This window comes from Minwuia sp., assembly GCF_048007105.1.
Classification (GTDB): Bacteria; Pseudomonadota; Alphaproteobacteria; order Minwuiales; family Minwuiaceae; genus Minwuia.
In genome coordinates this window covers 1,486,101-1,498,861 of the sequence record NZ_CP180352.1, presented here as the reverse complement: position 1 = coordinate 1,498,861, position 12,761 = coordinate 1,486,101, and the positions used below count along the sequence as shown (strand labels likewise).

14 protein-coding genes, 1 tRNA gene and 2 pseudogenes are annotated in these 12,761 nt (G+C 64.9%); 11 read left to right on the top strand and 6 right to left on the bottom strand.

Annotated elements, in window-relative coordinates; genetic code table 11:
• Positions 1-106: 106 nt before the first annotated feature.
• From ACMVY4_RS07115 to ACMVY4_RS07085, 7 genes and pseudogenes are all read left to right on the top strand, one after another.
• Entirely contained in the window at positions 107-508 is a 402-nt protein-coding gene (locus tag ACMVY4_RS07115) for a hypothetical protein (RefSeq protein ID WP_416899472.1), read from the top strand.
• A 151-nt stretch (positions 509-659) separates the two neighbouring features.
• On the top strand, positions 660-971 hold the full coding sequence (locus ACMVY4_RS07110; RefSeq protein ID WP_416899471.1) for a hypothetical protein: 312 nt from the start codon (positions 660-662) through the stop codon (positions 969-971).
• Between the two features lie 11 nt (positions 972-982).
• Positions 983-2,581: a type IV secretory system conjugative DNA transfer family protein gene (locus tag ACMVY4_RS07105; protein WP_416899470.1), complete on the top strand. Its 1,599-nt coding sequence runs from the start codon at positions 983-985 to the stop codon at positions 2,579-2,581.
• Between the two features lie 43 nt (positions 2,582-2,624).
• Positions 2,625-3,083, top strand: coding sequence for a hypothetical protein (locus tag ACMVY4_RS07100; protein WP_416899469.1), 459 nt, complete (start codon positions 2,625-2,627; stop codon positions 3,081-3,083).
• Between the two features lie 2 nt (positions 3,084-3,085).
• Positions 3,086-3,430 carry a hypothetical protein gene (locus ACMVY4_RS07095; protein ID WP_416899468.1) on the top strand — a complete coding sequence of 115 codons (345 nt, stop codon included), beginning with the start codon at positions 3,086-3,088 and terminating at the stop codon, positions 3,428-3,430.
• A gap of 107 nt (positions 3,431-3,537) precedes the next feature.
• Positions 3,538-3,921 (top strand): hypothetical protein, encoded by a 384-nt coding sequence (locus tag ACMVY4_RS07090; RefSeq protein WP_416899467.1) that lies wholly within the window; start codon positions 3,538-3,540, stop codon positions 3,919-3,921.
• Positions 3,881-4,369: pseudogene (locus tag ACMVY4_RS07085) on the top strand (recombinase family protein); the annotation flags it as partial. The gene ACMVY4_RS07090 and the pseudogene ACMVY4_RS07085, both read left to right, overlap by 41 nt.
• Positions 4,370-4,489: 120 nt before the next feature.
• On the opposite strand, the gene ACMVY4_RS07080 reads toward ACMVY4_RS07085, so the two are convergent.
• On the bottom strand, positions 4,490-4,708 hold the full coding sequence (locus ACMVY4_RS07080; protein WP_416899466.1) for a hypothetical protein: 219 nt from the start codon (positions 4,706-4,708) through the stop codon (positions 4,490-4,492).
• On the opposite strand from ACMVY4_RS07080, the pseudogene ACMVY4_RS07075 reads away from it, so the two are divergent.
• Positions 4,634-4,939 (top strand): annotated as a pseudogene (locus ACMVY4_RS07075) (zinc ribbon domain-containing protein); the annotation flags it as partial. The gene ACMVY4_RS07080 and the pseudogene ACMVY4_RS07075 sit on opposite strands and share 75 nt — an antisense overlap.
• 490 nt (positions 4,940-5,429) lie before the next feature.
• Here ACMVY4_RS07075 and ACMVY4_RS07070 read toward each other — a convergent pair.
• Positions 5,430-5,506, bottom strand: a tRNA-Arg gene (locus tag ACMVY4_RS07070).
• Between the two features lie 257 nt (positions 5,507-5,763).
• On the opposite strand from ACMVY4_RS07070, the gene ACMVY4_RS07065 reads away from it, so the two are divergent.
• Complete coding sequence (locus tag ACMVY4_RS07065; RefSeq protein WP_416899465.1) at positions 5,764-6,879, top strand: hypothetical protein; 1,116 nt, start codon at positions 5,764-5,766, stop codon at positions 6,877-6,879.
• A 12-nt stretch (positions 6,880-6,891) separates the two neighbouring features.
• On the opposite strand, the gene pgmG is transcribed toward ACMVY4_RS07065, so the two are convergent.
• The 4 genes from pgmG to ACMVY4_RS07045 all read right to left on the bottom strand — a co-directional run bounded on the left by pgmG (position 6,892) and on the right by ACMVY4_RS07045 (position 11,290).
• On the bottom strand, positions 6,892-8,277 hold the full coding sequence (gene pgmG / locus ACMVY4_RS07060) for a phosphoglucomutase/phosphomannomutase PgmG (protein WP_416899464.1): 1,386 nt from the start codon (positions 8,275-8,277) through the stop codon (positions 6,892-6,894).
• 3 nt (positions 8,278-8,280) lie between these two features.
• Complete coding sequence (locus tag ACMVY4_RS07055) at positions 8,281-9,597, bottom strand: UDP-glucose dehydrogenase family protein (protein WP_416899463.1); 1,317 nt, start codon at positions 9,595-9,597, stop codon at positions 8,281-8,283.
• 19 nt (positions 9,598-9,616) lie between these two features.
• Positions 9,617-10,495, bottom strand: a complete 879-nt coding sequence (gene galU / locus ACMVY4_RS07050; RefSeq protein WP_416899462.1) for a UTP--glucose-1-phosphate uridylyltransferase GalU — start codon at positions 10,493-10,495, stop codon at positions 9,617-9,619.
• A gap of 75 nt (positions 10,496-10,570) precedes the next feature.
• Positions 10,571-11,290 (bottom strand): molecular chaperone DnaJ, encoded by a 720-nt coding sequence (locus ACMVY4_RS07045; RefSeq protein WP_416899461.1) that lies wholly within the window; start codon positions 11,288-11,290, stop codon positions 10,571-10,573.
• A gap of 74 nt (positions 11,291-11,364) precedes the next feature.
• Between ACMVY4_RS07045 and ACMVY4_RS07040 the strand changes: the two genes are divergently transcribed.
• Complete coding sequence (locus tag ACMVY4_RS07040; protein ID WP_416899460.1) at positions 11,365-11,946, top strand: 5-formyltetrahydrofolate cyclo-ligase; 582 nt, start codon at positions 11,365-11,367, stop codon at positions 11,944-11,946.
• Positions 11,943-12,761: a TIGR00282 family metallophosphoesterase gene (locus tag ACMVY4_RS07035; RefSeq protein ID WP_416899459.1), complete on the top strand. Its 819-nt coding sequence runs from the start codon at positions 11,943-11,945 to the stop codon at positions 12,759-12,761. Before ACMVY4_RS07040 ends, ACMVY4_RS07035 begins: the two co-directional genes overlap by 4 nt.

The window sequence follows — 12,761 nt, the reverse complement described above, 5'->3', positions numbered from 1 at the left end:
GCCGGTCTGAAAAACGAGCAATTAAGACGACTGATCGTTGGAGTCCAAGATGCCTTCAAACCAATGCCTAACTTGTTTCGCTCAAAACATATGTCTTTGTGCGAGGGTGCCACTCACCACTGACGCAGATATTAACAAGCCTGAGTTTGTGCGTAAGTTCCGGACGTTCTGTTTCTACCTGCATATCGCGTCATCCGACTGGGCGGAGGCCCTGCATGACCTCTATCGCGACATGCCCGGTCGAGTGTATGTGCGAGGTGTGACCCGCGCGGAAGTGGAACTATTTCTCGGCATGTTCGACAAGCCCGGCATCGAGGAATGGTTCAAGGCATTCTGCAACACACTGCCCGCACCGGGCGTCCGCTGTCATGTGCGCGTCGAAGCCCGGTCTCGCGTCGCCGTGATGTCGACGATCCTGAGGGGCCACTTCCCGCAGGCCGCGTCGGTCTGGCACCTTGAGGCGGCGAACGACAACGATCCGGCAGCCAATGACAACCTCATGGTGTGATGCTGCTTCGCATCCTGCTCAGTAGATGGGGTTCTTGACGGGCGACGCTTCGACAATGAAGCGCCGCCCGCATTAGCTCTGCCCTATCCCCCGGAACCCTGCGGCCGAGGATCTATAAGAACGCTCCCCCTGACGTCACGGGAGCATTCTCATGTCGACCGATACCGAACGCCGAAGCGGGACCGACAAGGCGCTGGCGATGATCACCGGCGCCGCGCCATTGTCGATTGTCTCCGCCATTGCCGTCACCATCGTCGCCGCGCCGGGTGTCTATTCCGGCACCATCGACACTGTCGGCCCGTGGGTCGTCGAGAGCTATGGCGACTGGGCGACGAAGCCGATCCGCGTCGTCTGGGGCGTGATCAGCGGTCTGCTTACCTACTCGGTCTGCCAGGTCGGCACCTACGGCCTGCTGCGCCTGGCCGGTGTCTGGCTTTCCATGCGCTTCACGGCCTTCCACTGAGGGGCGGGCGCATGATCGACAATTCCCGGCACCCTTATGGTTCGGGCCGCTTCGCTTCCCCCAAAGAGGTGGCGCGGGCCGGACTGTTCCGCCAGACGCCGGATTCAGTGATGATCGGCTTCCTTCACGGGCGGCCGATCTACTATGACGGTATGGGCGGTATCCTGACCGTGGCAGGCGCGCGGTCGGGCAAGCTGACCGATCAGATCGGCTACAATTTGGTTCCCGGCATCTGCGATCAATCGCTGCTGTTCCTGGACCCCAAGGGCGAGATCGCCGCCATTTCCCGCTGGCAGATCCCTGACGAACGCTACTGCGTCTATTTCAATCCGGTCGGCATGAACGGCCAGCCCCGGCACCGGATGAACCCTGTCGGCTTCATTCGCCACGACAGCCCGACGCTACAGGCCGATGTGAAGGTGTTCTGCCAGAACGTCATCACGAAGTCCGGGGGCAGCAACAGCCAGTATTTCGAGGAGCGCGGCCGGGAGTTTCTGGAAGCCATCTGCCTGACGCTGGTCAAGCTGAAGGGCGTGCTCATGCTCCCCGACCTCTACGAGGTCATCAACCTGATCCCCGGCAACAGCGAGCGCTGGATCGCCTTTGCCTTCGAGATGCATGAATCCGGGTACGGAATCGCGAAGCGGATCGAGGAAGAGATCGCCACGTCCCGCGAGGACTCCTCCGGCGGTTTCCGGGGCATTCTGGGCGAGATGTTCAAGGGCTTCGCCGCCCTCAGCGATCCCGTCCTGATGGACGCGGTCTCGCCGCCCTACGACTTTGACATCGCGGTTCTCTGCGGCAGCGACCGGCGCCACAATCTCTATCTCATGGTGCCCGAGGATTTCATCGAAAGCTGGTCGGCGGTCATCAAGGCCATCTTCGTTGCCGCCAAGCTCTGCAAGTCGAGAGCGCCTGCCGCGCCGAGGCAGACCTGGATACTCGATGAGGTTGCCCAGCTCGGCCACTTCCCGCTGGTGATGGACCTCTACTCCATCGGCGCGGGCCGGGGCATTCGTCCCTGGGCCTTCGTGCAATCGATGGAGCAACTCAAGAAGCTCGGCCCCGGCGCGGAGACCATCATTCCCTCCTCGGCGGCCTGCCAGAGCTATTTCGCGACCCGCGACCTGCCAACGGCGGAGATGCTCTCCCGGCGGCTCGGATCGCAGACCCTCAATCACATCGATCCGGCCAAACGCGCGGCGGCGCGTCATGCCCGCAACAAGGCGGTGCAGGACCTGATGAACGGCAAGGATGCGTTCGAGGCCGGACTGCATCTCGCCCATCATGGTCAGGGCATCGACATGCCGAGGCAGGTCCGGCGCAACCTTCGGGAGCCGGACGAGATCCTGGGTACGCCGCGCGACCGTCAGTATCTCTGGGTCGATGGCGTGACACACCCGGTCTATGCCGAGCGCGGCCCCTATTACGAGCAGCGCTTCATGGCCAAGCGGGGCTACTTTCCGAACCCTTTCCACCCGCCCCTCGACCGGGTGCGGGTTAAAACCTTGTTCGGACACCGCTGGCGCAAGGTCATCCGGGAACCGGTCCCCGCAAAATACGCGGACTACCCGCAGTACAGGGACGGTTACTGGGAACGCCTCGATTAGAGGGCGCGGCGATGTCCGGCTCCGGCACTGAGGAGGCCAGACCATGACCCGTTCGACCGGCACTCCGCCGTCCGCCGCACCGGCCAGCACCTCTTCATCTGGAAGGGCCGCCAACCAGAATCCTGCGCCGCGCACCGGCACGTCCTACGCTTGGCAAAATCGTCATGACCTGCCCGGCACACCGTCCCGGCTCGACCGGATGAATACGGCGTCTCCCGCCTTCAGGAATGAAGGCCGACAGGGTGACGACACCGGCTCGGAAGGGCAGAGCCGAGAGGAGCGGCGCGAGTCCTTCATGGTGCGCCGGAGCCAGCCGGTCCCGGTGCTGCGCCCGTCACCGCAGCTTTCGCTCGGCGTCGATCGCGCTGTCTTCAATGCGCGCTGGCAGCAGGAAGCCGAGGCCGCGAACGACCGGGCCGCCCGCCGCGCGGCCTTCGAGAAGATGCGCGCCAGTCGCGACCTGAAGCCCACCCGCAATTTCAACCGCACCGTCAGGAGGTAGAGATGACAGATCCGCATGACCGCAGCCCCGCACCGCAGTCCGGGCAGGACGCCAGCCCGGAGCCGCAACGCCCCGTCGAGACCCTGCGCGACGGCTCCATCAAGGCCACCATCTGGCGCAATGAGGGCGAGAATGGCCCCTTCTACGCCACCAGCCTGTCGCGCACCTACACGGATGCCGACGGCAACTCTCGCGACACCAGCAGCTTCATCGGCACGGACCTGCTGAAGGTCGCGGAGCTGGCGCGCGGCGCATACGAACGTACCCGCGAGATGCGCCGCGAAGAGTTCAGCCAGCAGCGTGAGACGGGCCAGCAGAAGAACCGGAACACGGATCGGAGGCGGTAGAAGAAATCAAACATATCTTGCCAAGAACGGATGTTCATGATATGTTCTTTTCTTCGATTTACTTGGCAAGGGAGAAAACAACCCGGACGGCAGAAAGGATAGAGGCCATGAAAGACGGCGACGACCGCACCAGCAATTCAGATATTTCAAGCGAGGCTCAGGGTGCGGAACGACCGTCTTTCTTCGATGGTCCGCTGCCGGACGCGCACCTCTTCGACCCTGCCGACTATCGGGGCGAGTTGGGGCCAGGCGATGGTCCTGCCGACAAGGTGGCTGCGATTTTGGAATACGTCTGGCGGAGCATGTCCATCATGGTCGACAACAGCATCGGCGTCTCATCCATCCACAACTTATTGCCTGAACTTTTTGGCAATCCTGAGGATCTCGCAGCGATCGAGCTAGACTCGAAGCTTGATCGCGTGATTGCCGCATTCAAACGAGCCGCCGTGAATGACGACCATCCGGCGGGGAAAGGTGATGGGGATGAATAAGGGGTCGGGCCGAGTAGCGGTCATTTATTGCCGGGTTTCCAGCAAGAAGCAGGAGAAGGAACATGATGGCCTGGGCTCGCAGCGCGCCCGGTGCATGGAGTTTGCTCGGTTCAAGGGCTATGAAGTCGTTGATATCTTCGTCGATAAGAAGACCGGTAGCTTAATCGACCGGCCCGGCATGCAGGCGATGCTGGCTTTCCTGAGAGCTAATCAAGCGGGTAAACCGGTCGTTCTCGTGGACGACATATCAAGGCTTGCACGCGGTCTGGATGCACACTGGGCTCTGAGAGGGGCCATCGGAAGTGTGGGCGCGACGCTGGAAAGTCCTTCCATCGAGTTTGGCAAGGATGCCGATGGCATCATGCACGAGAACATGATGGCGTCTGTTGCTCAGCATTTTCGTCAGAAGAATGCAGAGCAGACGGTTCACCGTATGCGTTCGCGGGTGCTCAACGGTTACTGGCCGTTTCCACGTCCCCTTGGTTATCGCTATGAGGAGGTCAACGGTCAGGGCAAGGTTCTTAAGCTGAATGAACCTCTTGCCTCAATCATCCGGGAGGGGCTCGAGTCATACGCATCCGGGCGCTTCGATTTGCAGGTCGAGGTGAAGCGCTTCTTTGAGCGGCATTCCGAGTTCCCGCGTCCGAAAAGTGGGCGGATTACCAACCAGCGTGTGACGAACATCCTCCGCCAACCGGTCTACGCAGGTCTCGTGCACGCGCCAAAGTGGGATGTGCCGCTGCGCAAGGGCAATCACCAGGCGCTGATCAGCGTCGAAACGCACCATCGCATCCTTGATCGTCTCGACGGCAAGCCGCGTGCGCCGGTACGCAAGGACATCGCCATCGACTTCCCGCTGCGTGGCAGCGTCGAATGCGGCTGTTGTGGAACGCCGCTCACGTCCTGCTGGTCAACTGCACGGAACGGTAAGAAGCATCCCTATTATCACTGTCCAAAGAAGGGCTGTGAAGTGTACGGCAAGTCCATCCGGCGTGACGTGATCCAGGGCGAGTTCGAGGAGCTGTTACGGGGCATGCGCCCCACCGACAGCCTCTACCGGATCGCCTGCAAGATGTTCCGCAAGCTCTGGGATCATCGCCTGCAATCCGAGACAGAACGGAAGGCCGCGCTCAAGCGAGAGATCACCGCCATCGAGCGGAAGATCGATCAACTTCTGGACCGTATTGTGGAGACGGAGACGCCTTCCGTCGTCCAGGCATTTGAGCGCCGCATCACCGAGGCCGAAGCCCGGAAGCTGGAACTTGAGGACAAGCTGGCTCGGGCCGGGCGTCCCAGGCAGGACTTCGACACCGGACTTAGAACCGCCCTCGCCTTTCTCGGAAACCCGCAGAAAATCTGGGCTTCACACCGCATCGACTACCAGAAGGCAGTGCTGAAACTGTGTTTCACGGAGCGTCTCGAGTATGTCCGGAATGAGGGGTTTAGAACCGCAAATCTGGCCTTGCCGTTCAAGGCTTTAGCGGATTTTTCCGCCTCAAAAAGAGAAATGGCGCGCCGGGGAGGATTCGAACCCCCGACCCCCAAATTCGTAGTCTGGTGCTCTATCCAGCTGAGCTACCGGCGCCTGTGGACGTCGTTGCGTCCGTCGCGGGGCCCCTTGGGGCCGCGAGGCGGTTGCTATACGCGATGCCTTTCCCCTTGGCAAGCGGCCATTTGACGGTTATTCCCCTCTAAAATCATAGGGCTGGTTGTAGCGTCCTGCGCCATTGCGGTACGATTCGTATGATTCGCAGCCGGGTGTTGTGAAGGGGCGCCGAGACAGGGATAGGCGGACACACGGGTATGCTCATGACAGGCTTTCGAGCCATGGTACTCGGAGGGATGACCCTGCTGGCAGGGTGCACATACATCTCCGACACGGCATGGCCGTCGCTTGCCGGCGAGGATCAGCAGGCGCCGGCAACACCGGCCCCCGCCCGCGCGGGCACGCAGTCCGCAGCCGCCGCTTCGGCGACCACGGTCGTCGGACAGCCCCCGCTCGGTACCGGCAGCTTCGCCGCGCCGAACACGCCGGGCATCGGCACGACCGGCACCATCGTCGGTCAGAAGGTGCAACAGCTTTCGGGCGAACTCGACCAGCTTCAGGGCCGCCTGAACCAGCGCAATCAGTCGCTGCAGCAGATCCGCGCCTCCACGGTGCAGAATGCACAGCAGTATCACGGCACCGTCGCCTCGATGGAGGCCAGGCTGCAGGTCGGCTCGACCCCGGGCAACCCCGTCCTGATCAACCAGTGGAACCAGGCCCAGACCGAGCTGGACAGCATCAGCCGCGACATCGCCTCGATGAACCAGCTGGCGAACGATGTCGCCGCCGATTCCAGCCTGGCGGCCTTCCTGCTCGAATCCGCCCGCGCCACCTATGGCATCTCCGGTGCCGTCGATCAGGACCACGCCAACCTGGCGGTGCTGGAAGACAGCATCAACCGGACCCAGGTCGTGGTCGACCGCCTGCTGAACGAACTCTCCGAGGACGTCAGCCGCCAGACCGCCTATGTCGGCAATGAGCGGCGCAATCTCGGCTCGCTCGCGCTGGCGATCAAGAACGGCGAACTCTATGGCGCCAGCCTGGCCTCGCGGGCCTTCCTGCCGTCGGCCGCCGCGCTGAACAGCCGCGCCGTGACCCCGGCCCAGGCAACCGGCCGTCCCCTGGTGGTGATCCGCTTCGACCGGCCGAATGTCGACTACAAGCAGGCGCTCTATACCGCCGTCAGCCGGGCGCTCGACCAGCAGCCCGACGCACGGTTCGATCTGGTCGCGGTCTCGCCCAGCGACGGCTCGCCCGCGGATGTGGCCCTGATGCGGTCGCAGTCGCGCAAGCGTGCGGATGAGGTCCTGCAGACGCTGACCGGCATGGGCCTCCCGCCGGGACGCATCCAGCTGGCCTCGACGACCAATCCGGGCGCCCAGACCGCCGAGGTCCACATCTACGTCCGGTAATCTGCCGGCGCGTCAGAGGCCTTCCGGGGCGTCGATCCCGCTTTTCTGGAGCTGGTCCACCAGCAGGTCCTTTAGACGCCGCAGCCCGTCATCGGTGCGAGCTTCGCAGCGGGCGACCAGGACCGGCTGGGTGTTTGATGCCCGGATCAGCCACCAGCCGTCATCGGTCATGACGCGCGCGCCGTCGACGTCGGAGAACTCGACACCGTCTGCACGCAGCCGGCCGACGATCTCGGTGACCACGTCGAATTTCCGCGTGTCGTCGCAGTCGAAGCGGAGCTCCGGCGTGTTGACGAATTGCGGCATCGCCTTGCGCATCTCCGCGACCGTCTGATCGGTGCCTGCCAGCATGTCCAGCAGACGGACGCCGGCATAGGGCGCGTCGTCGAAGCCGTAGTAGCGGTCGGCGAAGAAGATGTGGCCCGACATCTCGCCGGCCAGCGGGCTGCCGATCTCGGCCATCTTCGCCTTGATCAGGGAATGCCCGGTGCGGAACATCAGCGGTGTCCCGCCCGCCTCGGCGATGCCGTCGAACAGCACCTGGCTCGCTTTTACATCGGCGATGATCGTGGCGCCCGGCCGCTCAGCCAGCACCGCGCGGGCCAGCAGCAGCACGATCTGATCGCCGAACAGCATCTCGCCCTCGCCGTCCACGACGCCGATCCGGTCGCCGTCGCCGTCGAAGGCGATACCGAGATGGGCGCCGGTGCCGCGCACGGTGGAGGCGAGCTGGCGCAGGTTGGCCGGCACGGTCGGATCCGGATGATGATTGGGGAAGGTGCCATCCACTTCGCCATAGAGCACGACATGACGGCCGGGCAGACGGCGCACGATCTCGTCGATCACGGCCCCGGCCGCGCCGTTGCCGCAGTCCCAGACCACCGAGAACTGCCGGTCCGAGCGGTAGGCTTCGGCGACCTTGGTGACATAGGCCTCGACGATATCCGCGGTGGTGGCGGATCCGCTGCCGCTCTCCCAGTCCGCAGCTTCAGCCAGCCGCCCGAGGGACTGGATGTCGTCGCCGAAGAAGGGCTTGCCCGACAGCATCATCTTGAAGCCGTTCATGTCGGGTGGATTGTGGCTGCCCGTCACCATGATCCCGGCGTCGGCCGGCAGGTGGTAAGTGGCGAAATAGAGCATCGGCGTCGGCCCGAGGCCAATATCGGTGACATCGCAGCCCGCCGCGTTGAGCCCCTCGATCAGCGCCGCCGACAGCGACGGCGAACTGAGACGCCCGTCCCGCCCGACGGCGACATGCCGGCCACCGCCTCGGCAGACCAGCGTGCCGAACGAGCGGCCGAGCGCGCGGGCATCGTCTTCGGACAACGTGATGCCATAGGTGCCGCGAACGTCATATTCGCGCAGGCTGGTCGGGTGGAAGCTGTGCGGCGCGGCCATGGCTCAGTTCCCCACCGCCCGGCGTCCGACGCTGACATAACGGAAGCCCGCCTTCTCCATCTCGTCGACCGGGTAGATGTTGCGCAGGTCGATCATCAGCGGCTGCTTCAGCAGCTTCTTCATGCGGCCCTTGTCCAGCGCCCGGAAATGGTTCCATTCGGTCAGGATCGCGACCGCGTCCGCGCCCTCCATGGCCGTGTAGGCATCCTCGCACCAGACCACGTCCGTCAACAGTTCCTTCGCCTCCCGCACCCCTTCGGGATCGGTGGCGCGCACGGTCGCCCCGGCCTGCTGCAGCGCGGGGACGATATCCAGGCTCGGGCTCTCGCGCATGTCGTCGGTGTTCGGCTTGAAGGTCACGCCGAGCACGGCAATGGTTTTCCCCGCGACGTCGCCGCCCATGGCGTCGATGATCTTCGCCGCCATCGCCTTCTTCCGGCTCTCGTTGATGTCGTTGACCGTCTCGACGATCCGCAGCGGTGCGCCGGCGCTCTCCGCGGTCGCGGCCAGGGCGCGGATGTCCTTCGGGAAGCAGGAGCCGCCGAAGCCGGGTCCGGGGTGCAGGAACAGATTTCCGATGCGGCGGTCGAGCCCAATGCCACGTGCGACCGCCTGCACATCCGCGCCGACCCGCTCGCAGAGGTCGGCGACCTCGTTGATGAAGGTGATCTTGGTCGCGAGAAAGCAGTTCGCGGCGTACTTGATCATCTCCGAGGACTCCAGCGAGGTGAAGACCATCGGCGTCTCGTTCAGGAACAGCGGGCGGTAGAGTTCGCGCATCACCTGTTCGGCGTGCTTGCTCTCGACGCCGCAGACCACGCGGTTGGGGCGCATGAAGTCCTCGATCGCCGCGCCCTCGCGCAGGAACTCGGGATTGGAGACCACGTGAAAGGTGGCGCCCGGATTGGTCTCGGCCAGGATGCGGCGCACCTCCGCGCCGGTACCGACGGGCACGGTCGACTTGGTGACGACGACCTTCTCGCCTTCGGTCGCGCCGGCGATGTCGCGCGCGGCCTGATAGACATATGACAGGTCGGCTTCGCCACCGCCCCGGCGGCTGGGCGTGCCCACGGCGATGAAAACCGCTTCGGCATCGGCGACGGCGCCGGTCAGATCGCGGGTGAAAGACAGCCGCCCCGCGGCGACATTGTCCGCGACCAGCTTCTCGAGACCGGGCTCGAAGATCGGAATCTCGCCCTGCTCCAGCATGCGGATCTTGCGCTCGTCGACATCGACGCAGACCACCTGATGGCCGAACTCGGAAAAGCAGGCGCCGGAGACGAGGCCGACATAGCCCGCGCCGATCATTGCAACTTTCATCGGTTATTCCGTTTCTGGTTCAGAGCGTCGGCGCGAGGTCGCGCAGATAGGTCTTCAGCCCCTCGCCCATGTCGTCGCGGGCCAGGGCATAGGCAATGGTCGCCTGCAGGAAACCCAGCTTGTCGCCGCAGTCGAACCGCTCGCCCTCGAAGCGGAGACCGAAGAAGGGTTGCCGGCCGACCAAAGCCGCCATGGAGTCGGTCAGCTGGATCTCGTTGCCGGCGCCCGGCTCCTGCTTCTCCAGCAGTTCGAAGATCTCGGGCTGGAGGATGTAGCGGCCGATCACCGCCTTGTTCGACGGCGCGGCGTCGGGCTTCGGCTTTTCGACCAGCCCCTTCACCTCGATCAGGTTCTCGTGTGCGAAGCCGGGCGAGAGAATGCCGTAGCGGTCGGTGTGCTGCTCGGGCACGTCCATCACCGCGATCATGTTGCCGCCCTGACGGGCCTGCGCATCGACCATCTGCTTCAGGCAAGGCGTCTGCGAAAGGATGAGGTCGTCGGCCAGCAGGATGGCGAACGGCTCGTCGCCGACCAGATGCCGTGCACACCAGACCGCATGGCCGAGGCCCAGCGGCTCCAACTGGCGAGTGTAGGCGATGGTGCCGGCGGTCGGCAGCATCGAGGTCGCGACCTGCAGCATGTCCGACTTGCCGCGCTGGTCCAGCATCGACTGCAACTCGAAGGAATGGTCGAAGTGATCCTCGATCGCCGCCTTGCCGCGTCCGGTGACGAAGATGAATTCCTCGATCCCGGCGGCGGCGGCTTCCTCGACGGCGTACTGGATCAACGGCTTGTCGACGACCGGCAGCATCTCCTTCGGCAGCGCCTTGGTGGCGGGCAGGAACCGCGTGCCCATGCCGCCAACGGGAAAGACCGCCTTCCTGACTCTCGCGCCCATCGAATCGTCCGCCCTCTGTTGCGTCGGGTCCCGGGGTTTCTGCCACGCGCCGCCGTGGCGGACAAGCGCGGCACATCACCTCGACAGCAGCACGTCCTTGGCCTGATTGATCTTGGCTGCGTACCAGGCCGAGCCGCCCTGATCGGGGTGGTGGCGCTTCATCATCCGCTTGTGCGCCTCGCGTACGGCGGCATCGTCGGCGTCTTCGGGAAGTTCGAGGATCTCCAGCGCCTCGCGCACGGTCATCGGACCGCCGGAAGACCCCGTGTTGCGACCGCCCGCATCTTCACCGGCCTCCTCATGGTCCGGGAACACCCTGTCGAGATAGGCCTCGACCAGCCGCGCCGAGTCCGGGTCTTCCAGCCGGGTCTCGCGCAGCAGCGCTTCGAGGTCGTCCTGCGAGAGTTCCGAAAGTCGCCGCCCCTGAAATTCGCCCTCGCGGATCAGACCGTCCATCTCGCCGCTGTCATGGTCCAGCGACATGTCGAGGAAGCGAGTCTTCACACTCGATGCATTGCCCGCCGTCCGGCCCGATCCGCCCAATCCGGGGAAGCCCATGTTCGGCATGCCCTGCCAGCCCAGGCCGCGCGCGAAAAGCATCAGACCGAAGAAGGCCACGGGCGCGCCGACGAAGAAGGCGCCGCGCAGCGTCAGGAACAGGCCGGCGATACCAAGGATCAGCCCCCCGGCGAGGCGGATCGCCTGGGCTATGGTATGTGGGTTGGCGTTGGCCAGCAGCCAGCCGAGCAGACCGAGCCCGACCAGCGTGCAGAGACCCAGCACGAGATAGCTCATGCCGGCCCACCCTCTGTGGCTGCTTTTACGTGCATGGAATCAATATAGGATCGGCAGCCGCCAAGGGGGAGAGCGTGACGGACGCAACCGGCCTGAAAGACGAGAAGAAGCGGCTGCGGCAAGAGGTGCTGTCGCGGCGGGCGGCGCTCTACCGCATGCCCCGGGCGCGGGCGGCGCTGACCCACGCGCTTGACGCCCTGCCCGACGTGCGGGGCCGCCGTCTCGCGCTCTATGCCGGCTTCCGCGACGAGTTGGACCCGATGCCGCTGGTCGACGAGCTTCTGCGCCGGGGCGCCGTGGTGGGCCTGCCGGTCGTCATCGGACCGCGGCGGCCGCTGGTGTTTCGCCGCTATGCCCGCAACGGCCGCTTCACGCTGTCCGGCTTCGGCATCCGCGAGCTGGACGAGCGGACGCCAGTGGTCGTGCCGGAAATCGTCCTCGCGCCGCTGGTCGCCATCGACCGGCGCGGGGTCCGGCTGGGCTATGGCGGCGGGTTCTACGACCGCACCCTGGCGGGCTGGGCGGCGCGCGGACATCGGCCGAAGGTTTTCGGGCTGGCCTTCGAGGCGCAGCTTGTGCCACGACTGCCCCGCGACAGGCACGACGTCCGGCTGGACGGCCTGATCACCGAAGCTGGCATCAGGAGATTTCGTTGAGGGTTCTCTATCTGGGAGACATTGTCGGACGGTCGGGGCGCGACGCGGCCATCGCGCGCCTGCCGGAACTGCGCGAGCGGCTGAAGGCGGACTTCACCGTCGTCAACGGCGAGAACGCCGCCGGCGGCTTCGGCATCACGCCGGCGATCTGCGAGGATCTGTTCGCGGCGGGGACCGACGTCATCGTCACCGGCAACCACGTCTTCGACAATCGCGATATCATGCCCCACTTCCAGCGGGAGAACCGTCTGCTGCGTCCTGCAAACTACCCGGACGGCGCGCCGGGCCGGGGCATCGGCATCTATGACGCGCCCGGCGGCCGCCGTGTTGCGGTGGTGCAGGTGATGGGCCGCATCTTCATGGACCCGATGGACTGCCCGTTCCGCGCTGCGGACGAGGCGCTGAAACCCTATCCGCTGGGCCGGGCGGTTCAGTTCACCCTGGTCGACGTGCACGCCGAGGCCACCAGCGAGAAGATGGCGATGGGGCATTACCTCGACGGCCGCGCCAGCATGGTGGTCGGCACGCACACCCATGCGCCGACAGCCGACAACCAGATCCTGCCGGGCGGCACAGGCTACATGAGCGATATCGGCATGTGCGGCGACTACAACTCGGTCATCGGCATGCAGAAGGACGAGCCCGTCCGCCGCTTCATCCACAAGACGCCGGGCAACCGCTTCGCCCCGGCCGACGGCGAAGGCACGGTATGCGGCGTCTGGGTGGAAAGCGACGACGCCACGGGCCTGGCGAAGCGGATCGAACCGGTCCGCGTCGGCCCGCGGCTGCAGGAGACGCTGCCCGAGGTCGCCTGA

Bases quoted from the DNA above. Each gene is read 5' to 3' on its own strand.
- ACMVY4_RS07110 (WP_416899471.1), top strand. From the start codon at position 660: ATGTCGACCGATACCGAACGCCGAAGCGGGACCGACAAGGCGCTGGCG.
- ACMVY4_RS07105 (WP_416899470.1), top strand. From the start codon at position 983: ATGATCGACAATTCCCGGCACCCTTATGGTTCGGGCCGCTTCGCTTCC.
- ACMVY4_RS07100 (WP_416899469.1), top strand. From the start codon at position 2,625: ATGACCCGTTCGACCGGCACTCCGCCGTCCGCCGCACCGGCCAGCACC.
- ACMVY4_RS07095 (WP_416899468.1), top strand. From the start codon at position 3,086: ATGACAGATCCGCATGACCGCAGCCCCGCACCGCAGTCCGGGCAGGAC.
- ACMVY4_RS07090 (WP_416899467.1), top strand. From the start codon at position 3,538: ATGAAAGACGGCGACGACCGCACCAGCAATTCAGATATTTCAAGCGAG.
- ACMVY4_RS07080 (WP_416899466.1), bottom strand. From the start codon at position 4,708: ATGGTGCGTTTCGACGCTGATCAGCGCCTGGTGATTGCCCTTGCGCAG.
- ACMVY4_RS07065 (WP_416899465.1), top strand. From the start codon at position 5,764: ATGACCCTGCTGGCAGGGTGCACATACATCTCCGACACGGCATGGCCG.
- pgmG (WP_416899464.1), bottom strand. From the start codon at position 8,277: ATGGCCGCGCCGCACAGCTTCCACCCGACCAGCCTGCGCGAATATGAC.
- ACMVY4_RS07055 (WP_416899463.1), bottom strand. From the start codon at position 9,597: ATGAAAGTTGCAATGATCGGCGCGGGCTATGTCGGCCTCGTCTCCGGC.
- galU (WP_416899462.1), bottom strand. From the start codon at position 10,495: ATGGGCGCGAGAGTCAGGAAGGCGGTCTTTCCCGTTGGCGGCATGGGC.
- ACMVY4_RS07045 (WP_416899461.1), bottom strand. From the start codon at position 11,290: ATGAGCTATCTCGTGCTGGGTCTCTGCACGCTGGTCGGGCTCGGTCTG.